Below are 23726 nucleotides of genomic sequence, written 5' to 3' on the forward strand. Positions count from 1 at the left end.
GTTCAGGGCGGGTAGCCCTGGCCGCCGGAGGCACATCCTGGGTGCAGGGTCGGAGATCCTGCCCGCCGGAGGCTTGCTGGCTCAACCGTGCCGAATCTCAAGCAGACGCTAAGGGGTGCCTGCCGACACCCGAATACAGGCGTGAACCCACCGTCGGTAGGCCGAGGAGAAACTTTGAGAAGGAACTGGACTGTTGCCTTCGCGGTCGGATTGGTCGCGATGATCGCGGGCTTCATACTCGGGCAGCAGACGGTACAAGTGCTTCCGGATGGCGGGTCAGTAACCTCTTGCGGCTCGGTCTTTGACAGCAAAGTCAGTGCTGTCTATCAACACGAAGCGACCGTGAATCTCGGCAACGTCCTCCTCGGCGCCCCTTACGGCGAGTCGAACGCCGGTGCTATGTGTGAACTCGCGCTCGGCCAGCGTGAGAACAACGTCATGTGGCTCTTGATACCGGGTGGCCTGCTGATGTTCGTGGCAATCGTTGGGCTCGCCGCAATCCTCTGGTCCGAACGGGAGTCCGGGCCGGGTCGACTGCCGAAAGCCAAGTTGCTTGGCCGCTTCTGACAGTAGTTACCTATCCACCTCAGCCCCCAGCCCCTCGCATCCGCGGGATGGCTGGGGGCTTCTTTGTGTCCAGTCGGGGCTCGTGGATTGCGCGGTCGGGTCGGCGCCAAGGCCGAAGGCCGGCGGCGCCGATTCCCTAACCGCGCCTTGAACCGATGCATGCTGGCTGCCGATTGCGCCGGGGCTGACCCCGCACGGGCTGCGTCATACGTATAAGACCCTGATGATCGAGCTGGGTACCCCGGCGCATCTGATGGACGCCTTCATGGGTCACGCGGATGGTTCGGTCCAGGCGCTGTATTCACACGTCACTGCCGACATGGTCGGGAGGCTGCTCGACGGTTTGACCGGTCTGTGGAGTGCGGCGCTCGACGTCCGGCGGGAGCTGAGCCCGCGTCACCGGTCGGTGCGCTCGATCGCCTGCTGACGGGAGGTCTGTGTGAGAGCGGCAAGATCGTCTCCCAAGATTCTCCCGACGGGCCCGGACGACGAAAAACGGGCTCCGTTCCCGAGGAACGAAACCCGCTCTGACCTGCTGTTCTATCTCGTGGGCGATACTGGGATCGAACCAGTGACCTCTTCCGTGTCAAGGAAGCGCGCTCCCGCTGCGCCAATCGCCCTCGGGTGTTCTGTTCTCAGCATTGCTGCCGAGGTGGAGACGGGATTTGAACCCGTGTAGACGGCTTTGCAGGCCGTTGCCTCGCCTCTCGGCCACTCCACCGAGCAGGCCCAGCACAGAAGTGAAGGCCTCTCCGAGCGGACGACGGGATTCGAACCCGCGACCCTCACCTTGGCAAGGTGATGCGCTACCAGCTGCGCTACGTCCGCATGTCCCCGCGGCTTCCCCCGGCGACGGAAGAAACATTAGCCGGTCCCCTACGGCCTTGCCAAACCGGGGTCCCCCGGCGCGTCGTGGGCCAGGGTTCACCAGGGGTTCCGAAGTTATCCACAGGCCGTGAACACGGCGAGCGGCCGGCGGCCCCTCCGGTGTTGGATGAGGGCCATGGAGTTCCGGCAGATCAGTTCGGCGGAGCGTACGGGGAAGATGTTTCCGCTTCAGTCCTACGCGTTTGTGGCGTCTCCGTGGCCTGAGGAGGACGAGGCGGCGTACGCGAAGCGCTCGGCTTTCTTCGAGACGGCGATCAGCATGGTGGCCGAGGAGGGTGGGCAGGCGCTGGCCTGCGCGGCCGCGCTGCGGATGCGGCAGAACGTGCGGGGGCTTGTCCACGACATGGCGGGTGTGGCCTCCGTGGCCTCGCATCCGTCGGCGCGGCGGCGGGGGCTGGTGCGCGGGGTGCTCGAGCGGCTGCTGCGCCAGGCCCGCGATGAGGGGCACACGGTCAGCGCGCTTTATCCGTTTCGGCCGTCGTTTTACGGGCGGTTTGGGTACGTGGGGACGCCGCGCCACCGGATTGCCACTTTTGCGCCCGAGGGGCTTGCGCATCTGACCCGGATGGAGCTGCCGGGCGAGGTGGAGTGGCTGCCGATGCGGGACGGGTTTGCCGCGGTGTCGCAGCTGCAGGAGCGGTTGCTGGGTGAGCGGCACGGGTTCGCGGTCTACGACGAGACGCGGGCGGCCGAGTTCCGGGAGAGCAAGCGGTGGGTCGCGGTCGCGCGGATGGACGGCGAAGTGGTGGGGGCTGTTGTTTACCGGGTGGAGGCGTACGGCGGGGACCTCTTTGCCTCTGATCTTCTGACCACGGGGCCGTGGGGGCGCGCGCTGCTGTTGCAGTTCTTCGGGCGGCACGTGGATCAGATCGCGCGGGTGCATGTGCGGGTGGGGACCGATGAGGTTCCGGAGCTGTGGGGCACCGACTTCGCGGTGACGACCGAGGGGCGGGTCGACTTTCCGACACATGGTGGGGCGATGGTGCGGGTGCTCGACATGGCGGGACTCGATGGCACCGCGGTGGGGGACGGGGATGTGACCGTCGAGATTCCGGACGATGAGCTGGTCGGTGGGCGGTGGCGCCTGGTGGGGGAGGGTGGCCGGCTCACCGTCACCAAGGGCACGGCGGATCCGAGGGTGACGCTCTCGGTGGGTGGGTTCAGTGGGTTGCTCTACGGGGTGCTCGACCCGATCGAAGTGATGACTCGCGGGCTCGGGCAGGTGGATGCGGCTGCGGTTGGTGCGCTCGGGCGGATGTTCCCGCGCGAGATGCCGTACATCTGCGCGGACTTCTGAGAGAGCGATCAGCGGGCGATAATCGCGGGATGAAGGACAAGGACAAGTCGATCCTGTCGTACAAGTCCGAGGGTTCCGTGCTGAGCATCTATTCGAGGGGGTCGGTGCTGTCGATCGGGTCGGTCGGGTCGGCGCTGTCCATCGGGTCGATCGGGTCTTACGGCTCGATCCTCTCCGTCGGGTCGTGGCTGTCGGTGGGCTCGATCCTGTCGGCGATCTCGGTCGCCTCGGTGATGTCGTGGCGAAAGCGGGGCGCGATTCTGGCCAGCGGCGACACGTCCAAGCGCGAGGCGCACGCCCACCGGAACAAGCACGAGCACGGCTGAACCCGCGAGCCCGCTCAACAAGAACAGGCAGCGATCGCTCAACAAGAACAGGCAGCGATCGCTCAACAGGAACAGGCAGCGGTCGCTCAACAAGAACAGGCAGCGGTCGCACGGCGAACACAGGCAGCGGTCGCACGCCAAAGACAGACAGCGGCCAACAGACAAGGGCCGCCTGCGGTGAAGCGGGCGGCCCCTGACGGCGTACGGGAAAAGGAAATCAGCGGGTCGGAACGTCCAGATAAGAGCCGCCCCCGATGGTGATCTGGCGGCCGGGCTCGTTGGCGTCGTAGTAGAGCGGATCCACCGTGTCGATCACGAGGGTCAGCGAGTGGCCCGCCGGCACGTCGTAGGCGGCTGCGGACAGGGACAGGTCGACGTCGTTCGTGCCGGTCCAGGTAACCGGTGAGTGGGTGATCAGGCGGGCCGTGCCGATCAGGTCCAGGTCGTAGAGGTAGACCACCGCGGAACCCTGGGACTGGGCCACGTCCAGGTGGACCTTCGGGATGCCGCGGATCTTGAGGGCTGAGCCGGGTCGGGTGGAGGCCCAGACTCCGGCGCGGCTGCGGTCGACCGTCGGGAGCCAGATCGCCGGGCGCTGGTTGGTGAAGGCCGAGACCCCGTTCGTCAGCAGGACCACCCCGCCGTTGGCGATCGTGTCCTTGTCGGTCGGCAGGGCCTTGGACCAGCCGGTGCTGGGGGCGCCACCGAGGAGGCCGGTGCCGTCGAGGGTGCGGATGCGGCCGAGCCCGTATCGCGTGGTCGACGTGCTCAGGCCGGACCAGTCGGCGTACGTCTCGGTGTTCGCATTGTCGGGGCGCACCAGCACGGGCTGCCCGCCGGCCGGACCGCCCCGCAGGTACTGGTCGAACCAGGACCGTACGCTGGTCCAGACGTCGTTCTGGAAGCCGAAGATGCCGCCCAGCTCGGCGATCGCGTGGTCGCCGGGCCGCAGCTCGAGCCGTTTCGGGCCGTTCAGCTGCCGGTAGAAGTCGACCAGCTGGTTGGGCGGGAAGAACGAGTCGCCCCAGGCGTTCGCGATCAGCACGGCGGGTGCGTTCGCGTTGATCTGCGGCAGGTAGGTCGCGGGGGAGCGGACGCGGGCCCACGCCTGCACTTCGGCGACGTTGCGGTCGGCCTTGAAGTCGGCCAGCTTGCCGCTGAGCTCGGGCCCGGGGTTACCGAGCAGGGTGGCCGCCAGTTCCAGCAGGCCGGCCGACTGGCGGTGCCGCGTCTGGTCGCTGTAGAGCGAGTACACCAGGTCGGTCCAGCCGCTCATCATGGCGACGACCCGGATCCGCTTGTCGAAGGCCGCGCCGAGCAGGCTGATTCCCGCCCCGTACGAGATCCCCGCCGTCCCCACTCGTGCCGGGTCGGCGGCCGTGTTGGCCAGCGTCCAGTCGATCACCTTGGACAGGTCGGCCATGTCGGACGGGCCGGCCGTGTTGATCTCGCCGCCGGACGACCACCAGCCGCGCGGCGTGTACGAGACGACCACGTACCCGCCCTCGGCCAGTTTCTTCGACTGGGCCAGGTATTCCAGATCGTTGAGGCCCCAGCTCGACGGCAGGATCACCGCCGGGTAGCGGCCCGTGGCAGCGGGCGCGATCACGTTGGCCTTGAGGGTGACCCCTTCGCCGGGGATGTCGACGAACTTGAAGCCGGTGGTGGTGGCGGCGGCCGCGGGGGCGGGCCCGGCGCCGGTCAGGACGAGACCGACGGCCAGGAGGACGGCGAGCAGGATCTTGCGGACGGGCTCCATGCGCTCTCCTCATGCAGAGCAGGACCACGAGCCCGTACGGGCGGACGCGGTGGCACGTCCGTCCTGGTGGGTTCGCGTATGGGAGGGCTGGAGCTCCAGTTTCCGCAGCGTAGGAGGTGGTTCCGAGAAATTGAACTTCATGACATTATCGTTACTGGCAAGTAACGTAGGTCACTTCGAAGGTTACTTCGAGGCGGAGGGAAAGGCGGCGGAGCTTGCTGTACGGGGTTCAAGCGCCACGCCGGCGCGACGCGCAACGCAATCGGGACGCCATCGTGCTCGCCGCCTGTGACCTGATGACCAGTGAGCGCACCGCGGTCGGGATGCCCGAGATCGCGCGCCGGGCGGGCGTCGGTCAGGCCACCCTCTATCGCCACTTTCCGGACCGGTACGCCCTCACCGCCGCGGTGATCGCCTACCAGGTCGACCGGCTCGAGGCCTGCGTGGTCGCGACCCGCCAGCAGCCGGCCGCCTTCCGCTCGATGCTCGACGCCGTGCTGCGGGCCCAGGTCACCATGCGTCCGCTGGTCCGGCTGGCCCGCCGGCTCGAACCCGCGGTGCAGGGCCGATACCTGCGGCGCATCGTCGCCCTGCTGGCCGAGCCGCTGCGCCGGGCCCAGGAACACGGCTACGTGCGCCGTGATCTCGAGCCGGGTGATCTGGTCCTGATCTTCACGATGGTCGAGGGCGTGCTCGAGGGAACGCTGGACGGCGAGGTCGAGGCGGGTGCCGCCGCCGCGCGCACGATCGACCTGGCCCTCGACGGCGTCTTTCGATCCGCCGCCTGAGCCTGGCGATCACGTGGCATCCTTTCAGTCATGAGGCCGCGGTGTTCCCTCTACGTGGACGTCGGCTACCTGCTGACCTCCGCGGCTGTTCGCGTGGCCGGGACCTCTCTGCGCAACGGCGTGCACGTCGACTACGAGGCGCTGATCCACGAGCTGGTGCAGCAGGCGGAAAAGGTCTCCGACCTGCCGATGCTGCGGGTGCACTGGTACGACTCGGCCAAGGACGGGGTGCCCGACGCCCGCCAGCAGCGCATCGGTGAACTGCCCAAGGTGAAGCTGCGGCTCGGCCGGTTCGGCATGGACGGACAGCAGAAGGGCGTCGACCTGCGCATCGGGCTCGACCTGGTGACGCACGCGCGGAACGGCGCGGCCGACGTCTTCGTCCTGGTCTCGGGCGACGACGACCTGACCGAGGCCGTCGAAGAGGCCCAGATCCACGGGGTGCAGGTCATCCTGCTGGCCGTGCCGAACAGCGACAACAAGCCGCACGGCATCAGCCGCCACCTGATGCGGGCGGCCGACGGGCTGGAGATCCTCTTCCCCAGCGCCATCGACCACACGGTGATGAAGGTCGAGATGCCACCGCCGCCCCCACCGGCGGCGCCGGCGGCCGTCACACCGGCCGTCATGCAGCCCCGGGCCACGCCGAAAGACCTGGCCGGGCTGGGCCGGCCGGGCGTGCCGCGGCCGGCCACCTCGGTGCTCGCCTACAGCGCGGTCACCGGCCGCGAGCCGCAGGTGATCGCCGAGTACGACGATTCGGCCGAACTCGCCGAGCAGGTCGACCTGGTGGTCGTCAACGTGCTGACCGCCTTCCGCAAGTCGGCCACGGCCGAGGCGCTGGCCGAGCTCAAGGCGGGCAAGCCGTCGATCCCGCGCGACATCGACAAGGCGTTGCTGACCGACCTGTCCGACCTGTGCGGGGTCTACGACCTGAGCGAACAGTTGCGGCACCGGTTGCGATCACAGTTCTGGAAGCGCTACGACGAAGCGCAGTGACGCTCCCGGTCGCCGCCGGCAACACCACCTAGGTGCGCCGGCGGCGGGAACCGCGCTTACGGCACGTAGATCTTCTTGCTCGTCGAGGCCTGGAAACCGGCCGGGTCGCCCGGGTAGCGGGCCCGCCACCAGCCGGACCGGGCCTCGGTCAGGCGGCCCTCGAACTCGTAGCCGCCCTCGCCGTCCCAGTAGGACTGCTGGTCGTCGCCGATCGTCAGCCAGTTGCCGCTGCCGGTCTCGGAGAACTGGAACTCGACCGGGATCGTGCCCGGCGTGCCCCGCTCACCCGGGAACTCGACACTGCCGTGCAGGTGGACGGCGCCGGAGGTCTCGCGGGCGGCCGTGAAGCGCGGGATCGTCGACGCCTGCAGCACAGCGATCGGCACGTCATGCTGGCTCGTCGCCACGAACGGGTCGGGGTATCCGTCCGGGCGGTCCGGCGCGATGTAGTAAGAGCGCAGGGTCATGCTCGAGTAGGGAGTGACCGTCAGCGTGTACGAGCCGTCGGCGGCGACCGGGACCACGTCGTACGAGTTGCAGTTGTCGAGCTCGTTGCACGCGCTCACGTTGACCCGGCCCGTGCTGACCGGCGCCCAGCCCTCAGGGGTCTTCCACGACGCCGTGCCGCTGACCGTGATCGACTCGCCGGCCTTGATCCGCTTGGCCGTGACGGTCGAGGTCACCCGGGTCGCGCGCGGCTTGATCAGGACGTCGGGCGCGGTGTAGGACGACGACAGGTAGTAGGGGAAGTCGTTGCTGTAGGGGAAGTTGACGAAGACCCGGCGACCGCTCTCGGAGATCGGGAGCTCGGCCGTGAACCGGCCGTCGGTGCCGGTCGTCGCGCTCTGCCACTCGGTGTTGAGCAGCTCGATTCCGGCGCCGGCCACCCGCCGGATCTCGCCGGTGCCGGGCATGCGGGCCTTGAGCACGCCGGTCACGGTGACCGACCGCTTCTCGTACGTCGCCGTCGCGGGTTTGACGGTGACCGAGTCGATGAACGTCACGACCCAGTAGGACAGTGTGCCCGCGTTTTGGCTGGTGGTGGTGACGCCGTCGTTGTCGGTGACGCTCACGTCGACCGGGTAGTCGCCGAACTGCGGCAGGATGAACGGCTCCTGCGTCGCCCAGACCGTGAACTCTCCCTCGCCGCTGCTGTGCCAGAACGAGCTGGTGGAGGCGATGACCTCACCCGCGCTGTTCTTCACGTCGGCCGACACCTTGGACACGCCCGCCTCGGACCGGATGCCGACCAGCAGGACGCCCGTGTTGCCCTCGAACTCGCTGGTCGCGTACTGGATCTCGGGACCCGCGGCGGCCCGCGCCGCCGCCGGGAACGCGAACACAGCCAGCATCGCCAGCACGGCCGTGATGAGCCGAGCCGTTCTCATATGGAGCCTCCCCCGTGTGGATGCGACATCGCATCGATGGCGGTGATCCTAGGGCGGGGGTACGACATTCTGCGCAAGCTTTTGCAGGAACTTCGGGATGCGGCCGGTGCCGTAGTCGTAGAAGCGGGCCCAGCTCGGTGTGATGGCGATCCGCGCCTGCTGGGGATACATCGCGCGGACGTTCTTCTCGAACTCGGCGGCCGCCTCGGCGGGCATGCTCTTGTGGGCCGCGGCCAGGTATTCCGGCACGATCCCGTCGACGATCGTGATGTTCGCGCGGCCGCGGATCGACAGCGCCCGGGCGCCGGTCGGGGTGTCGCCGGCCTCGATCGACAGCGCGACCTCGGGGTGCACCGCCAGCGACGCCAGCTTCGGGGCGGTGGTGGCGGTGGCGATCACGAACTCGGCGCCGGTCCAGAAATAGCCCACCGGCACGACCCGCGGGGTGCCGTCTTTCGCCGTGTACGCGAGATGAGCCCCCGAGGTGGCGGCGAGCAACTCCCGTGCGCCCTCGGCCGACAGTTCCTCGTCGATCTCCCGTTGTTCCATCCGCACAGGCTATGTCGGAGGCCCGGTCAGACCGGCGTCGGTTGGCCGATCTCGGCCAGGTAATACGCGGCCGCCGTGCGGAAGTCGTCCTCGACCGGCAATGCCGCGTCGCGCACCGCTCGCTGCCAGGCCGCGGCCTTGGGCACGCGGGCCGTCCGGCAGGCCAGTGTGGCCGAGCGGCGCAGCGTTTCCGCCGGTGCGAGGTCGGACCAGACTTCGAGATACGCGTCCCGCAGCATGCGCGTTTCCGATTCCGTGGCGTCGATCGAGCTCAGCGCCACCAGCAGACACCCGAACGGGTGCGCGACCGCCGCATCGCCCCAGTCGAAGAAACGGTTGCCCGGGAACACGTTGTCGTCGTGCAGGTCGTCGTGCTGCAGTGAGGCCGGCACGCCGTCCGCCGCTAATTCCGCACACCATTTCCCGTACGCCGTGACATCGACCTCGCCGTCCACGGGCTCCTCGGACAGCAGCGTCGCCAACCGTTCCGGCAGTACCGAAGGTCGCATGTCGGGCACGCCGATCGCCGTCATCTCCGGCGCTTTCGGAGCGAGCGTGCGCTGCAGAACCGCGTACGCCTGAAGCATCTCCCGCACGGCCGGCAGATCCCCGGGCCGCGTTTCCCGCAGCGTGGGCCCGCAGTCGGCGGTGAGCAGCCAGCCGCGATTCTCGTCGACGGCGAGCGGCGTCAATACCGACTGCGGAATCCAGCCGGCGAGTGCTTTCGCGAGCCCCGCCTCGTACGCGCAAGCCCTGGTATTGGCCTTGAACCAGCGAATGCCGGCGGCCGTGGTCGCCCGGTGCGTCACTGACCACGGTCGGACACGGGTCTCCTCGATCTCCCCGATGACCGGCGAGTTCAGCCCGTCGAGGGTGTCGCGAATCCAGGAATGGGCCTGGGCCTGCCACTGCGGGTCATGCCAGTCGTTGGCGCGCATGAATCCCGACTTTAGGGCGTGCGTCATCATGGGGCGATGCCTCAGGGACTGTCCTATGCCGATGCCGTCCGCATTCTGGGTGGTTCCGGGCCGCTCGCCAAAGCCGTCGACAATCTGCTCGGCGGGGCGCTCTCGGTGGCCACAGCGGGCGGCAGCGATGTCGCGCTCAGCTTTTTCGACGCCAAGAACGAGATGGTCCGGCTCGGTTCCCTGGTCACGACGAAAATCAATGATTCCGTACGCGGGTTGGGGCGCCACGACCGCAGCGAACGCCTTCAGGCCGCGCATGTCGTGCTGGTGGTGACCGCGTTTTTCGAGGCGCTCGACGAGTGCATGGCGGCCGCCGAGATCGACGATCCCGACTTCGACCGGGACGACCAGGTCAAGTTTATCGGCGGGGCGGACGGGGGAACGCTGGTCGGCCGTCTGCTCGGGGCGACTGTCCCGCTGCCGACTCCCGAGTTGTTCTACGACGATCTTCTGCGCAGCCTCACGTCCTGGTTCCTGAACACAGGCGTCCGGATGGAGGCATACCTGAGCGGATTGGCCGTCTATGACCAGGCCGGCGATCGTGCTCGGTTAGCCATGGGCGACCTGCTGCACGTCCGGCTTCCCCACCTCGCGACGGCCAAGTACGACGAGGCGCACCGCCGGCTCGCGGCCGAGATCCCCGAGTTCGCGATCTGGGCCGACCGCCTCGAGGCCCGCGCCACCACTCACGGCCTGGAACGCCTGGAAGCCGTCCTGCGCGAGGTCACCTCGGGCCGTGATCCGAGCCGGCACCGCGCCGCGCTGGCCCGCGCCCACCGGTCCGCGCTGGTCCGCCCGGTTCTCGGTGGCGACGCGGGTGAGCTGCTGATCCCGGCCCTGCAGGCGGCGTATCTGGACCCGATCTTCCGGGTTCGCACAGCGACCCCCGACGCCCGCCCGGCCGACGACCAGTGGTGGGCCGAGACCGGCACCCGGGCCGACATCGCCGGGTTCCTCGCCGCCTACCTGACCACCACCGCCGCCACCGAGGCCCCGATGCTGCTGCTCGGTCAGCCCGGCGCCGGCAAGTCCTCGCTCACCCGCATCCTGGCCGCGCGGCTGCCCGCCGAAGACTTCTTCGTCTGCCGGGTCGCGCTGCGTGAGGTGCCGGCCGAGGCCGAGATCCAGGACCAGATCGAGCTGGCGCTGCGGGCCGCGATCGGCGAGACGGTGTCGTGGGCCGAGCTGGCCGACACCGGTGGTGCCCTGCCCGTCGTGCTGCTCGACGGGTTCGACGAGCTGCTGCAGGCCACCGGCTTGCACCAGTCCGACTACCTGCAGCGGGTGGCCGCGTTCCAGCAGCGCGAGGAGTCGCTCGGCCGGCCGGTCGCGGTGATGGTGACCAGCCGGGTCGCGGTGGCCGATCGGGCCCGCCTGCCCCTGGGCGCGCTGGTCGTGCGGCTCGAACCCTTCGACGACGCCCAGATCGCACGCTGGCTGACCGTCTGGAACGAGACGAACGCGTTCGCCGTCGAGCCGCTGAACCCGGATGCGCTGCGCCACGTACGCCACCTGGCCGAACAGCCGCTGCTGCTGCTCATGCTGGCCCTCTACGACGGCACAACCCAAGCCCTGCGCGAGAAAGAAACGACGCTGGAAGGCGGCGAGCTCTACGAACGACTGCTCGCCTCGTTCGCGGCCCGCGAGGTACGCCGGGTTCACGCCGGACAGCCCGACTCGGCGATCCCGGCCCTGGTCGAGCAGGAGCTGCTGCGCCTGTCGGTGGTGGCGTTCGCGATGTTCCACCGGCTGCGCCTGTGGGTCACCGAACGCGAACTCGACGACGACCTGGCCGGCCTCGGTCTGACCCCGTCGCGGGCCGGGCGCACCGAGGGTTTCCGCACCCCGCTGACCGCCGGGCAGGAGATGGTCGGACGCTTCTTCTTCATCCAGCGCGCCCAGGCCGTGCGTGACGACCGGCCCCTGCAGACGTACGAGTTCCTGCACGCCACGTTTGGCGAATACCTGGTCGCCCGGCTGGTCGTGCAGGCCGTCCGCGACACCGAGGCCCGTGAACGGGCGAGCACGCTGGCCCTGCGCCTCGGTCCGGCCCAGGACGACGACCTGCTGCGCTCGCTGCTCGGGTTCACCGCCCTGACCAGCCGGGCCACGATCCTGCCGTTCGTGGCCGGACTGTTCGCGGCGGGCGATCGCGACCGCCTGCGGTCATGGCTGGTCGAGCGCACCGGGCAGGCGGTGCGGCGTCCGGCGTACGGGGAAAGCAGTTATCGCCCCGTCGACAAGCGCGCCGATCACTGGATGGCCACCTACTCGTTCAATCTCTTCCTGCTCGCGCTGGCCTGCGGGGCGGATCTGCGGGCGTCCGAGCTGTTCACCGAGACCAACGATCCGGCCTACTGGCTGCGCGGCTCGGCGCTGCAGTGGCGGGCGGCGACGCCGGGCAACATCTATGGGGACACGCTCCGGCTCCTCGACGTCGAACGCGACTGGCACCGCGGACGCCACGACATCGTGGTGCGTCTCGCCCTCGGCGGGGTCGAGCGACCGCCGAGCCCGCTGGATGTCGGCTGGTTCACCGAGAAGGCGCCCGGGGTCGAGACGCCGGCCGTCCACCGAGCCGATTTCGACCTCGTCACGCTGGTCCGGTCGATGCGGCTGAGCAGCACGGTCGGCGACAGCACGCTGCTGCACGCGCTCGAGCCGGTGATCGGCCGGATGCCGGAGGCGCTGACCACCTTTGTCGGCGACGCCTCGATGGCGCACCGCCTGGCCGAGCTGTGGCTGGCGTCCGGCTTCGAGGAGTCGATCGAGGTGCTGCTCATGCGCTACGACCGGGTGATCGCGGCGATCGCCGAGCTGGCCGCTCTGGGCGATCAGCACTGGACCCAGATCCGGGCCACCGTGACGCTGCTGATGCAGTGCCTGCGGGCCGACGCCGACCGGCTGCCGCCCGATCAGGTCGTGGCCGTCACCCGGGTGCTGGTCGCGCCGGCCGAACTGGCCACCCCGCGCAGCGCCGACCTGGCGTTGCGCTGCCTGCTGACGCCCCGGGTGGCCGCCCTGGAGTCGGCCGTGGCCCCGATGTGGATCATCCTGACCGATCACATGGGCGATCTCGACGACGAGCTCCTGGTCCGGGTGTTCCACGCGGTCATCAACGCCGGTGGAGACCCGGGCAAGATCCGCGACCTGGTCAGGCAGCTCGACGCCGGACAACGGACCGCGGCCGTGGAAGAGATCGACCCCGTCCTGGCCGTCCGATTGGCCGCCTTCCGCTGAGCTGCCGCTATCCGGCGGCCGCCGCGAACGAGCGGGCGATGATCTCGCGCAGCGCCGCCTGGTCGGCCTGGTCGACCCGCTTCACATAGAGGCAGCCCTTGCCCAGGGTGTGCGGTCCGAGGAGTTCGAGCATTTTCCCGTACGCCGCCAGGTCGCCGGTCAGATACAGCACGGTCTGCGCCTTACGGGGTGCGAAGCCGATCGCCGCGACATCCCCCTCGCGGCCCGACTCGTATTTGTAGTGCCTCGACCCGAACCCGACGATGCTCGTGCCCCACATCGCCGGCGGTTCGCCCGTGACCTCGCCCATCAGGGCCACCAGCAGGCGGGCGTCCCGCTGCCGTTGCTCGTCACCGATCGTCGCGAGGAATGCCTCGACAGCCTCAGTCGTCACGCGCCCAGGATCGCACAGGAGCAGGGCCGGAGCGGCTCGGTAGCAAGCGTCGCCGGGACGGGCACCCGGGGCGTCCGGCGACCTACCGTGATGATCACCCCCCTCGGAAGGACCCCCGGATGAGCTCTCGACTCCGCATCGCCGTCGCCGTGACGGCCGCCCTGACCACCCTGTCGATCCCGGGGGCCGCGCTGGCCTCGGGCGCCAAGGACTCCGACCGCGACGGCATGCCCGACAAGTACGAGAAGGCGAACGGTCTCAACCCGCGCAAGAACGACGCGCGCGCCGACAAGGACCACGACGGTCTGCCCAACCTGGCCGAGTTCCGGGCCGGCACCGATCCCCGCAAGGCCGACACCGACGGCGACGGCATCCGCGACGGCGACGACAAGCGACCGAAATTCAAGGACGGGCCCAAGGTCAAATTCCCCGTTTCCTCGTACGACGTCAGCAGCGGGGCGCTCGTCATGGCGTACGGGAAAGGGTCGTCGTTGACTGTGGTCGTCACGGACGACACCGAGCTGGAGTGGAAGGGGAAGGGCTGCGCCTCACCCGCCACGGTCGCGAACCTGGTGGCCGGCGTCGGTGTCGCCGAGCTGAAGCTGGCACGAAAGGCGCCCTCTTCGTCGCCGGACTCGTCGGACTCTTCCGCGCCGGACTCTTCCGCGCCGGATGATCATGGGCATCATGGGCGTGGCGTTACCCCGTCGGGGGATAGCACGCCGGTCGCCGACGAGATCGGGCTGGTGTGCGCCTCGGGCTCGTAACCCCGGCGCTCTAGGCTCGGCGGCATGACCCGCATCCTGCTGATCTCGGGCAGCACCCGTGAGGACTCCCTGCAGACCGCGGCGCTGCGCACGGCGGCCCGGTTCGCGCCGGAGGACATCAACGCCGGCCTGTTCGAGGGCCTGCGCGGGGTGCCCGCCTTCGTGCCGGGCGAGGACAGTCCGCACGACACGGTGGTGCTGCTGCGTCACCAGGTGCGCATCGCCGACGCGATCCTGATCAGCACACCCGAATACGCGGGCACGATCCCCGGCAGCCTCAAGAACCTGCTCGACTGGCTGCTCGAGGACAACCTGCTCGACGGCAAACCGGTGGCCTGGCTGTCCGTCTCGGGCGAGGGCGAAGACTACGGCGCTCGCAGCACGCTCGAGACCGTCCTCGGCCACACCAACGCCAAGGTGCTCAAGGCGGCCTGCATCCGCGTCCCGATCGACCCGTCCGCCGTCGACCGGTCGGGCCTGGTCACCGACCCGATGCTGCACCAGGCCCTGCAGGACGCGCTGCAGGCCCTGGTGCGGGTGTTGCAGATGTCGTCCCAGGCCCCGCCGCGGCCGGCCTGGCAGCACTATTCAACCGTGCTGCCCGTCATCGAACGTCGCGACACCTCCTCCCGCCCCGATTGGCAGGCCGGCTGACACAGCGGCTGATCTCGCGTCACGCTTTCCTGCGGCGCTGCGTCACGCTCTCACGTGGCGCTGCGTCACGCTCTCACGCGGCGCTGCGTCACGCTCTCACGCGGCGCTGCGTCACGCTCTCACGTGGCACTGCGTCACGCGGCGGGGAGCAGGGCGGCCTACTCGGTCGGTCTCGCGGCGGTGTTTTCGCCGGTTCTCGCGGCCGGAATCGCGACCGTGCCGCCGTCCGTTTCCCCGGCTGGTCTTGCGGGTGGTTTCGCGGCTTTTCGCGCGGCCCTGACGATCAGTAGTCCGGCGACGCTGCCGAGCAGGAACGGGGACGGGACCAGCAGCAGTCCGCCGACCAGGCACCAGGCGGCCAGGGCCCAGCCAAGGGCCGCCGGTGGAGTGATTCCGCGCCCGGCGAGGTGCCAGATCAGAATCCCGAGCAGCACCAGCGGCACGGAGAAGCTGCCCGGCCCGGCCCAGAAGGCGAGCCCGTTGCGCAGCCCGTCATCGGGCGGCCGCAGCGGGACCGAGGCCCACAGCCCACGCCCGATCCAGCCGCCGACGGTCGAGTGAGTGATCACGATGGACAGGGTCAGATGGCCGGCGCCGAGCCCGACCAGGATGACGCTCGCGATGCGGTTCTCTGTGTTGGTCAGCATAGAATATTATGGCTAGCACAGAGAGGGGTGGCGTGACAACCAGACGTGAGCAGACCAGCGGCGAAAGCCGAGACCTGATCCTCGCCGCGGCGGCCGAGTTGTTCGCGAGCAAGGGCTACCGCCCGACGACGTTCGCCGACGTGGCCGAGCGCTCCGGCATCAGCCGCGGCTCGATCCCCTGGCATTTCGGCAGCAAGGAGGGCTTGCTGCTGGCAGTCCTGGAGCGGTCGGTGCAGCAGCTGATCGTCGACCTCGGCCCCGAGCCGTTCCCCGACGCCGCCACCGAGCTCGAACGCATGGCCCGCGGCCTCGAGGCCCTCTTCAGCCGCCCGAATGCCAGGCTCTTCGTCACCTTGCTGGTCGAGGCGATGGAACCCGACTCACCCATCCACGACCGCTACGCCGCCATGCACGAAACGCTGCGCGCAAACGGCCGGCGAGCTTTGGAAAACCTGCTTCCCTCGTACGGCCCACGCCTCGACGCCCTGACCGCCGCCCTCGTAGGGGCGGCGATCGGCATCCACCAGCAGTGGCTGATCAACCCCACCCAGGTCGACCTGGCCCAGTCCCTCGACGCGTTGCGCGACATGGTGCTCGCCACCGTACGAGCCGCCGGCCAGCAATGACGTGATCGCGTAGCTCCGGCCGCTCACAAAAAGATCTTCATCGCCACCCGTCACTGTCCGAGCGGCGTGGCCGTTCGCTTGATAGGCGGGCGCAGAGGTCCCGTTGATCGAAACTCATCGCGAGTTTCCGGCGTGGAGGCGGTACATGGGTGCGGGTGCTCGGCGCGGGGGCGAGCGTACGGGAAAGTCCCCGAAGATAAAGAATCACCGCGACCGGTCGGAGGAACGTCCGGTCGGCCGGTCCGTCTCGCGTCGCCTGATCATCCTGGTCCCCGTGATCACGGCGCTGATCGTCGGGATCGCCAAGGGCCTGGCCGATGTCGGAGGCGCCCCGGGCCGCGACGACACGACGACCCACACGAACATCCAGGGCCCGCCGTCGTCGGCCCCGTCCGAGCCGCGGACCTACCTCGTGCCGCGCCGCAGTGAACCGGTGCGCTACTTCTACCGCGGCTCCTACCTGCCGCCCGACCAGGACTACGACGTGCAGGTCGACGGTTACGACTGTGGCCCGGTCCGGACCGACCGCGAGGGTGAGTTCGACATGGACATCACCCCGTGCGTGGTGACCACGGCCGACTCGACCGTCGAGGCCAGGCTCATGAGTAAAGGCAGCATCGTCGACAAGACCAGCCTCGACATCGACCTGCTGGAGACGGCGCAATCCCACGTGGCCGGTCCGTAGCCGGTCAGGCGCCTTTACGGCTGGCGATCGCCTCCAGGAAGATCTCGCCGATGGTGGCCGGGTCGGTGGCGATGAAGACGCCGCCCGAGCCGGCCGCCCTGGTGATCGCCTCCAGTTCCTTGCGGTCGATGGCCGTGCCCATGCCGATGATGATCATGCGGACCGGCTTCTTCGGGTCGCGCAGCTTCGTCATGCGGGCGACCAACTCGTCGATGGTGAGGCCGCCCGGGTTGTCGTTCTGGCCGTCGGTGTAGATGACCACCGAATTGGACACGCCCGGCTGCCAGCCCTGCTTGATGCGCTCGTACGCGGCCAGCGCCGTGTCGTAGAGCCCGGTGTCCCCGTCCGGCTTGGGGCGGATCCGGCCGATCGCGGCCTCGAGCTCGGCCCGGTGCGTGCCGCAGAGCGAGATCGGCACGTTCTCGATCCAGGGCTGCTTATCCTTCATGTTCGTCGAGAACGTCCAGTTACCCACCGACCAGCGATCGTCGAGCAGGCCCAGACCCTGCCGGGCAACCCCCTGCGTCACCTCGGCCCGGGTCAGGCCGCCGGCCGTCGGGACCTTCGCCTTCATCGAACCGGACACGTCGAACACCGCGAGCATCCGGCCCGGCTGGGTGATCGCGGTCCAACTCCCGAGCAGTTGCGTGATCGCCTTGGGGTCGACCGTCGCGGCCGGTGGAATCGTCGCCGGCGCACCCGCCGGAGCGACGAACCCGGCCCCGGCCGAACCGTCGGGCGCCCGGATCCCGGCCCGCGCCAACTGTCCGGCGAAGATTCCGGTGCTCAGCGCCGTCCGCAACGTCGCCGCGGCGGCCGCCTTCTGCGGATCGATGCCGGGCATGACCGCGTACGGGTAATCGAGCATCACCGACGTCGGCGGATAGATCGCGGCCAGCGATGCGGACGGTCGCTCCCGGTTGTAGGCGATGAGGTCGGCCTCGGACAGCGGTGCCAGGTCGACGCCGCCTTCACCGGAGAAACTCTCGAGGAGCGCGCTGCGATTGCCGGCCCGGTTCGCCGACAACGCCCGCATGGCGCCGACCTTCAACTTCGCGCCCGCCGCGTCGCTGCCCGCCACGCCGGCGATGACCAGCAGTCCGGCCAGTCCGGTGGCGTCCCGCTCGGGGTCGGCGGTGGCCGGTCGCAGAGACTTGTCGGTCGCGATTCGTTGGACGAGAGCTTTCCATTTTCCCGTACGGGCGTTGGCGCCTCCCGTGCTCGCCGACAGAGCGCTCGTCGGCGGAAGTGCCAGCACCAGGGGGCTCTCGGCGATCGACCCGAGCATCGCCGGTTTGAAGCCCGGTGCTTCCGAGGCGAGGCGTTGCAGCCAGGTGCTCGAATCCGGAACCCAGATGTCGGCCTGGGTGTCCTGCTGCCGGGTGCCGCCGTTGACCAGGCTGATTCCGTGCTGCCGCCCGACCGCGGCCGCCATCACCGTCGGGTCGACCGCCGTGACCGTGACGGTGACGCAGGTGCCGTCCCGGGTCCAGCTGTCCGCCGCGGCCGTGATGGCCGGCGCGATCTCCCCGGCCGCGGCCACTTTCAACGGCACGAGCGCGGGACACTCGTCGGCCGACAACTGCCGATAGCCGGCCCAGCCACCGCCCGCGACCGCGAGAACGGCGACCGCGGCCACCGAGGCCACCAGTCCTGAGCTGCGAAGGTGTCGATGACGGCCAGGCATCGGCACATCATGATCCGACCGCCCGCTCCGGAAAACAGCCGGACGGATGAGATTTTTCACCAACACTGCAAATAGTTGCCGACCGATGCGTTCATGGGTGCGCGCGTAGAGATCAATCAGCGGGAACGCCCCGACATGCGTCCCGCCGCCGTGGACGAGATGGACAGTCCCACAGCCCGGAAACTTCAGATGACGCACGGCCAGGGGGCACCAAGCCCGCACAGGAGGACACGCACGTGCACCCGCACGTCCGCCCGGCGGTCGCGTGCGTGGTCCGCGCGGCGCATGCGTGCCGCGGCGGACCTGGGTAGGCGCACGGCGACGGCGGGTCGGGCATTCGTGGTTGCGCGTCGCGGGCGGTCACGGAGACGACGCATGCTTGTGCACGGCGGGGTGGTGTCGGCGGGGCGAAGATGGTGCGCGTTGCGGGCGGTCACGGAGTCGACGCGTGCTTGTGCACGCGGGGTGGTGTCGGCGGGGCGAAGATGGTGCGCGTTGCGGGCGGGTGGCCTAAACGTGCGGGTTGACGCGGTCGGTGCTTAATCCGACGACGCGGCGGGCCGGCCCCGCTAGTCTGCGCGGATGGACACGCATGGCTGGGTGGTGGTCCTCAGCAAGCGCACCGGCACGTCGCGCCGGGTGTGGGAGCACGCCTGGTGGTCGTGACTGCGCGGCTGGGGCATCGACTGGAACCCGTTCACAGAAGCTGAACTCCGCATCGACTGCTACCGCGTCCCCCGCCTGGACGGCCCGGGCGCCGAGTGCCAGACCGTCTGGCGGGTCAAGCAGTCCGCCCTCGGTCGTCTCGGCATCGCCCCGCCGCCCAACACGTCTCTCTGAGTCGCGCTTCTGTTGGCCGCGCTGCGCCGGTGGCTGTCCGCGTCGGCAACGGTGAGTCTGGTGTTTGGGCTGCCCTGCATCGGTTGGGCTGTCCGCGTCGGCAACGGTGAGTCTGGTGTTTGGGCTGCCCCGCAACGGTGGGGCTGCTGACGCCGGCAATGGTGAGTCCGGTCTTGAGTCGCGTTGCGAAGGTGGCTGCCCGCCCCTGCGACGGTGAGCCCGGCTGTGGTCACGTCGGAGCGGCCACGACGTTGCTCTGGACTGCAGCGAAGCATCCTGCGCCGGGAAGTGGTTGTTGGGTGTGCGTTTGCACAGCAGAATGGGCGTCGACGGGGGAGGATGGCAACGATGCGATCTCTGGACGCTACCGATGCTCGGATTCTGCTGGCTCTGGACTCTGATCCGGATGCCACGGTGGTCGCCTTGGCGGAGCGTCTCTCCATGTCTCGCAACACGGTGCAGGCGCGGCTTCGGCGCATGCGGGAGTCGGGCGCGTTGGGGGCCTACTCGCGGCGCCTCGAACCGGCATCTCTCGGCTATCCGCTGATGGCGTTCATGACCCTGTCGCTCAGCCAGCGCGAAGGAGACCTGGCCGCTCAGCAGATCGTCCGGATCCCCGAGGTGGTCGAGATCCTGGCCACCACCGGCGACGGTGATCTGCTCGTGCGGATCGTGGCCAAGGACACCGGCGACCTCTATCGGATCACCAACCTGGTGGTGGCCGCGCCCGGGGTGGTTCGCACCTCGACGTCGATCGTGTTGCACGGGGTCGCGCCCAGCAGTGTGGACGGTCTGTTGCGCCGGCACGCGGCGGAGGCGCGCGCGACGTAGCGCGCGGCGGCAGTCGTCCGGCCGGGGTGCACTCGGCCGAAGCGCGTATGCCGTGAAGCGCCGATTTGTGCGAGCGTAACTCAGAGTGAGGTTCGGTCGTGGGGAACGGTCGACCACGGGCGGCCGATAATGGGCAGAATGGTGGCCGCGTCGTCCGGCATTCGTGTGGTTACTTGATCAATGGGAATATCGTGTGGATCATCCACGATGGCCGCTCGGCGGAAGTTGGTCAAGGGCATACACCAGGGGTAATGCACTCCGTGCGTAGTACTTGTCGTCCTGAACGTTTTGCCGAATCGAGGGACGAATCTACTGTGGCCATTGCAAGTTGCACGCCAAAACGGGCACTCGACGCGTCCGGTAGATGAATTGGCACATTCAATCGCGCGGCACGCATTGTCGTATCGAGGTCACGCTTCGTACTCTGATGGTCAACAATCATCGATCAAGATGAGTGCGAGAGCGGGCCGACCTGGCGGCGGCCTGCGGGGGAGCCGACATGCTGATCAAAGTCATCGACCGGATCACCGACAAGGCGCTCCACGAGATTATGTGGACCATGTACCGGGATGCCTTCGAAGAGCTGAATCACCTGGCGGTTCAGCGGCATCTGATGTTCCGGTCCGAGTTCGACGCGGTAATGGAAGACACCCGGGTCGACAAGTATCTTGCCCTCGACGATGACGGCACCATCTGCGGCGTGGCGACCTATACGAATGATCTGGACGCTGTGCCCTTGATCGCACCCCAGTACTTCGAACGGCACTGGCCGGAGCACTACTCGGCCCGCAAGATCTGGTACATCGGCTTCGTGGCGGTCAGCGAGCACGCGCAGGGTCGCGAGGCGTTCGGCCAGCTCGTCGAGCAGATGTACATGGTCGCGTCGGCGCAGAACGGGCTGGTCTGCCTGGACATCTGCAACCACAACGACGAGGTGCGGCGCATGTCGCGAGTGTTCCGGATGATGGTGAGCCGGCTCTCCGACAACATGAAGTTCACCCGCATCGACCAGCAGTCGTACTGGCTCTACGAATTCCCGTCCGCCGCTTGATCATTTCCGCAAACGATCAAGCGATGCGAGTCGTGACGCGAAAGTGATCACGTGGTGCGAGTCGTGACGCGAAAATGATCACGTGGTGCGAGTCGCGACGCGAAGTGATCACGCGGTGCGAGTCGCCGACGCGAGGCCGCGCGTGAATGCGAGCAAGCGGTAAGCGGAGCGACAGGGTAAGCCGACCGACGGAAACGGCTCGTGAAAACGCGGCAGGCCGCCGATGATTCGACGGTCTGCCGCGGAGCTGGGGGGAAACCATTCACGTCATAGGCGACCTCCTCATGGTCGGGGACTTCTCCCGTGGCGGGCGCGACGTCTCGCGTACGCGTGGGAAAGCTTTTGATCCTCAGTAGGGATAACCGCTGCGCGCGCCCACCGGGTCGGCGTGCAATGGCCGTAACATCGACGGGTTGTCGGGGACCGCACTGACCCGTCCCTCGGTTCCGCGGCCGATCGCCGCGTAGACCTCGGGGCGGGCGGCTCGCATGATCATGGCCCAGATGAAACCGACCACGGCCACGGCCAGATAGAGCGCCGGAATGAGCCACTGGAACGGTGAGTCGCCGTCGACCTGCAGCAGTTCGCCGAAGCCGATACACGTCGCCGCCAGCACGACGGTCAGCAGCAGGAAGGCCAGGGCGGGCGCGAGGTATGCCTTCCATATGCTCTCGCCGCGGCGGTTCTTCATGAAGAACGCCAGCACCGCCGCCGACGCCGCCCACATGAGAATCAGAACGCCGAGCCCGCCGATCGTGGTGAGCCACGCGAAGACGAAGACCAGCGGATCGGAGCCGACGAGGGCGTACAGGCTCAGCACGATGATCGCCAGCACGCTTTGCGTGATCGAGCCGAGCAACGGCGCTCCCGTACGGGGGTGAGTGCGTCCCCACGCGGCGGGGAGCACGCCTTCCCGGCCGAGCGCGAACTGATAGCGCGAAACGGCGGCGTGGAAGGCGAGCAGGGCCGCGAAGACGCTCGTCAGGAACAGCACGTAGCCGATGTCGACCAGGAACCCGGGCAGATGTGGACCGACGAGAGTGAAGACGAGGTCGGTCTGATGTTCGGCGGCTCGGGCGGCGATCTGGTCGGGGCCGGTGTTCACCGACATCGCCCAGGCCGAGACGCTGCACAGCACGCCGGCCAGGATCACCGCGATGTGGGTGGCCCGGGCGATCGTGCGCTTCGGGTCCTTGGCCTCCTCGGAGAGCACCACGGTGGCCTCGAAGCCGACGAAGCCGGCGATCGCGAGCACGAGCAGGATGCCGATCACCGGGGTGGCCAGCGGAGCGGGGGAGAACTGCGAGAAGGTGACGTGGCCGCCGGCCGGGTTGCCGATCATCACGATGTCGTAGATGAGCACGACCGCGATCTCCAGCACGAGCAGGACCGCCAGGACCTTGCCGCTCAGGTCGACCCAGAGCAGGCCGAGGATCGCGACCGCGAACCAGGCGGCTATCGCGCAGGCGTACCAGGGAACGGCGAAGCCGAACGCACCGAGGATGCCGCTCGCGACCGAGCCGAACAACCCGAACAGGCCTATCTGCATGAGTGAGTAGGCGGGCAGGGCGACGAAGGCCGCTCCGACGCCGATGATGCGGCCTAATCCATGACTGATGTAGGAGTAGAAGGCGCCGGTGTTGACGATGTGCCGGCTCATGGCGACGAAGCCGACGGTGAACAGGGAGAGCAGTCCCGCCGTCACCAGATAGGCGATCGGTACGGCCGTACTGCCGATGATCGCGTAGATCGTCGTGATCGAACCGATGATCACGGTCAATGGAGCCGCGCCCGCGACGCCGAAGAACACCACCGACGGTACGCCCAGCCTGTTCTTGGCCAGCGCCTTCGAGACGATGTCCGGCTCTTCGGGTTTCACTTGTGCCACCAGCAGCCTCCCGGCCCAATGTTCAGAGTTGTTGCGCCCCAGGTGATGGCGCCCGATGCCGCTCACCGACGGCCGACTGTGACGACCGAGCCCACCGAGGCCTCGGTGTATTCGACGAGCTCCCGCAGGTCGGCCGGGAGCGATCCGACGGCGCTGGGCAGCGACTGGAACGCGTGCCGGTGCGCCTCGAAGTCATAGAGCACGTGCCGGGTCAGCCCGGTGGCGGCGATCAGGCCGATCAGGACCCGGTCGCTGATGCTCATGCCGATGCCGCGGACCAGCAGGTTGGCCAGCCGGGCGGGTGCCCACGCGGCCGCGTTGCGCTGGGCCGCGCTGTTCGGCATATAGAGAGTCTCGGTCGAGAGCATGCGCCGCTTGGTGACGACCTCGACGGCGCCGAGTCGTGACAATCTCTCACCGACCCGGATCGCCGCGTCCTGCGAGAGGAAGGCCAGCCAGATCCGTACGTCCCGGTGTTGCGGCTGGGCGACCAGCAGGTCGAGAACGTCGTGCGCGAGTGCGTCCGACGGTGGGTGCCGGTCGAGGATGATCAGGTCTCCGTCGGAGATCCCGATCCGTCCTTCGAGGATCAGCTCGCCGAGCAGTGCTGCGGCCAGGCCCAGGCCGGTCGCACGTGGATGGAGTCTGGACCGGCCGGTGCGGTCCTCGTGTGCGATCAGGAAATACTGGTCAGCCAACACGCCGCCACGCCCCTTAGACAACGACTTGATGGTCTTGGTCGGGTTCCCAGTCATCACCATGGCCGCGATGATCACTGTGAGTAGAAAACGCTGTGACTCGATGTCCGCGCATCATGTACCCGCCGGAAGGGCATATACAAGAAGGCTAGTACTTTTTGTTTGGTACGCCGTGTTTGGATCATGAAG

21 protein-coding genes, 3 tRNA genes and 1 pseudogene are annotated in these 23726 nt (G+C 68.4%); 13 read left to right on the forward strand and 12 right to left on the reverse strand.

Features of this window, described 5'->3' with window-relative positions; translation table 11 throughout:
* The first annotated feature begins 174 nt into the window (after positions 1-174).
* Complete coding sequence (locus KOI35_RS03380; protein WP_215784482.1) at positions 175-567, forward strand: hypothetical protein; 393 nt, start codon at positions 175-177, stop codon at positions 565-567.
* A 154-nt stretch (positions 568-721) separates the two neighbouring features.
* Positions 722-1098, forward strand: a pseudogene (locus tag KOI35_RS03385) (tyrosine-type recombinase/integrase); the annotation flags it as partial.
* A 17-nt stretch (positions 1099-1115) separates the two neighbouring features.
* Here the strand turns inward: KOI35_RS03385 and KOI35_RS03390 are convergent.
* The 3 genes from KOI35_RS03390 to KOI35_RS03400 form a co-directional block, all read right to left on the reverse strand.
* A tRNA-Val gene (locus tag KOI35_RS03390) sits at positions 1116-1187 on the reverse strand.
* A gap of 30 nt (positions 1188-1217) precedes the next feature.
* Positions 1218-1288: transfer RNA gene (locus KOI35_RS03395), tRNA-Cys, on the reverse strand.
* A gap of 34 nt (positions 1289-1322) precedes the next feature.
* A tRNA-Gly gene (locus tag KOI35_RS03400) sits at positions 1323-1395 on the reverse strand.
* A 175-nt stretch (positions 1396-1570) separates the two neighbouring features.
* Here KOI35_RS03400 and KOI35_RS03405 point away from each other — a divergent pair.
* Both KOI35_RS03405 and KOI35_RS48735 read left to right on the forward strand, forming a co-directional pair.
* Complete coding sequence (locus KOI35_RS03405; RefSeq protein WP_215784483.1) at positions 1571-2752, forward strand: GNAT family N-acetyltransferase; 1182 nt, start codon at positions 1571-1573, stop codon at positions 2750-2752.
* Between the two features lie 29 nt (positions 2753-2781).
* Entirely contained in the window at positions 2782-3078 is a 297-nt protein-coding gene (locus tag KOI35_RS48735; protein ID WP_308120759.1) for a hypothetical protein, read from the forward strand.
* A 217-nt stretch (positions 3079-3295) separates the two neighbouring features.
* Here KOI35_RS48735 and KOI35_RS03415 read toward each other — a convergent pair whose 3' ends face one another.
* Entirely contained in the window at positions 3296-4837 is a 1542-nt protein-coding gene (locus KOI35_RS03415) for a CocE/NonD family hydrolase (RefSeq protein WP_215784484.1), read from the reverse strand.
* Positions 4838-5052: 215 nt separating this feature from the next.
* On the opposite strand from KOI35_RS03415, the gene KOI35_RS03420 reads away from it, so the two are divergent.
* Complete coding sequence (locus tag KOI35_RS03420) at positions 5053-5625, forward strand: TetR/AcrR family transcriptional regulator (protein WP_215784485.1); 573 nt, start codon at positions 5053-5055, stop codon at positions 5623-5625.
* Positions 5626-5655: 30 nt separating this feature from the next.
* Positions 5656-6624 carry an NYN domain-containing protein gene (locus tag KOI35_RS03425; protein ID WP_215784486.1) on the forward strand — a complete coding sequence of 323 codons (969 nt, stop codon included), beginning with the start codon at positions 5656-5658 and terminating at the stop codon, positions 6622-6624.
* 56 nt (positions 6625-6680) lie between these two features.
* Here the strand turns inward: KOI35_RS03425 and KOI35_RS03430 are convergent, their stop codons facing one another.
* From KOI35_RS03430 to KOI35_RS03440, 3 genes are read right to left on the reverse strand one after another with little or no spacing between them, the layout of a single operon-like run.
* Positions 6681-8012, reverse strand: a complete 1332-nt coding sequence (locus KOI35_RS03430; protein WP_215784487.1) for a hypothetical protein — start codon at positions 8010-8012, stop codon at positions 6681-6683.
* Between the two features lie 48 nt (positions 8013-8060).
* Positions 8061-8561, reverse strand: coding sequence for a pyridoxamine 5'-phosphate oxidase family protein (locus KOI35_RS03435; protein WP_215784488.1), 501 nt, complete (start codon positions 8559-8561; stop codon positions 8061-8063).
* Positions 8562-8587: 26 nt separating this feature from the next.
* A complete protein-coding gene (locus KOI35_RS03440; protein WP_215784489.1) occupies positions 8588-9499 on the reverse strand; it encodes a phosphotransferase family protein in 912 nt (303 codons plus the stop codon).
* 36 nt (positions 9500-9535) lie between these two features.
* On the opposite strand from KOI35_RS03440, the gene KOI35_RS03445 reads away from it, so the two are divergent.
* Positions 9536-12769, forward strand: coding sequence for an NACHT domain-containing protein (locus KOI35_RS03445; protein WP_215784490.1), 3234 nt, complete (start codon positions 9536-9538; stop codon positions 12767-12769).
* A gap of 7 nt (positions 12770-12776) precedes the next feature.
* Here KOI35_RS03445 and KOI35_RS03450 read toward each other — a convergent pair whose 3' ends face one another.
* Entirely contained in the window at positions 12777-13163 is a 387-nt protein-coding gene (locus KOI35_RS03450) for a DUF1801 domain-containing protein (protein ID WP_308120761.1), read from the reverse strand.
* A 119-nt stretch (positions 13164-13282) separates the two neighbouring features.
* Between KOI35_RS03450 and KOI35_RS03455 the strand changes: the two genes are divergently transcribed.
* Positions 13283-13930: a hypothetical protein gene (locus tag KOI35_RS03455; RefSeq protein ID WP_215784491.1), complete on the forward strand. Its 648-nt coding sequence runs from the start codon at positions 13283-13285 to the stop codon at positions 13928-13930.
* Between the two features lie 24 nt (positions 13931-13954).
* Complete coding sequence (locus tag KOI35_RS03460; protein WP_215784492.1) at positions 13955-14584, forward strand: NADPH-dependent FMN reductase; 630 nt, start codon at positions 13955-13957, stop codon at positions 14582-14584.
* A gap of 158 nt (positions 14585-14742) precedes the next feature.
* Here the strand turns inward: KOI35_RS03460 and KOI35_RS03465 are convergent, their stop codons facing one another.
* Entirely contained in the window at positions 14743-15231 is a 489-nt protein-coding gene (locus tag KOI35_RS03465; protein ID WP_215784493.1) for a DUF6463 family protein, read from the reverse strand.
* A 32-nt stretch (positions 15232-15263) separates the two neighbouring features.
* Between KOI35_RS03465 and KOI35_RS03470 the strand changes: the two genes are divergently transcribed.
* Positions 15264-15857, forward strand: coding sequence for a TetR/AcrR family transcriptional regulator (locus KOI35_RS03470; protein ID WP_215784494.1), 594 nt, complete (start codon positions 15264-15266; stop codon positions 15855-15857).
* A 274-nt stretch (positions 15858-16131) separates the two neighbouring features.
* On the forward strand, positions 16132-16542 hold the full coding sequence (locus tag KOI35_RS03475) for a hypothetical protein (protein WP_215784495.1): 411 nt from the start codon (positions 16132-16134) through the stop codon (positions 16540-16542).
* 4 nt (positions 16543-16546) lie between these two features.
* On the opposite strand, the gene KOI35_RS03480 is transcribed toward KOI35_RS03475, so the two are convergent.
* On the reverse strand, positions 16547-18229 hold the full coding sequence (locus tag KOI35_RS03480) for a substrate-binding domain-containing protein (protein ID WP_215784496.1): 1683 nt from the start codon (positions 18227-18229) through the stop codon (positions 16547-16549).
* A gap of 1188 nt (positions 18230-19417) precedes the next feature.
* Between KOI35_RS03480 and KOI35_RS03485 the strand changes: the two genes are divergently transcribed.
* Both KOI35_RS03485 and KOI35_RS03490 read left to right on the forward strand, forming a co-directional pair.
* Complete coding sequence (locus KOI35_RS03485) at positions 19418-19900, forward strand: Lrp/AsnC family transcriptional regulator (protein ID WP_215784497.1); 483 nt, start codon at positions 19418-19420, stop codon at positions 19898-19900.
* Positions 19901-20399: 499 nt separating this feature from the next.
* Positions 20400-20951 (forward strand): hypothetical protein, encoded by a 552-nt coding sequence (locus KOI35_RS03490; RefSeq protein WP_215784498.1) that lies wholly within the window; start codon positions 20400-20402, stop codon positions 20949-20951.
* 349 nt (positions 20952-21300) lie between these two features.
* Here KOI35_RS03490 and KOI35_RS03495 read toward each other — a convergent pair whose 3' ends face one another.
* Complete coding sequence (locus KOI35_RS03495; RefSeq protein ID WP_308120762.1) at positions 21301-22839, reverse strand: APC family permease; 1539 nt, start codon at positions 22837-22839, stop codon at positions 21301-21303.
* Between the two features lie 62 nt (positions 22840-22901).
* Positions 22902-23600, reverse strand: coding sequence for a GOLPH3/VPS74 family protein (locus KOI35_RS03500; RefSeq protein ID WP_246612387.1), 699 nt, complete (start codon positions 23598-23600; stop codon positions 22902-22904).
* Between the last annotated feature and the right edge of the window lie 126 nt (positions 23601-23726).

This window comes from Paractinoplanes bogorensis, assembly GCF_018829635.1.
Taxonomy (GTDB): Bacteria; Actinomycetota; Actinomycetes; order Mycobacteriales; family Micromonosporaceae; genus Actinoplanes; species Actinoplanes bogorensis.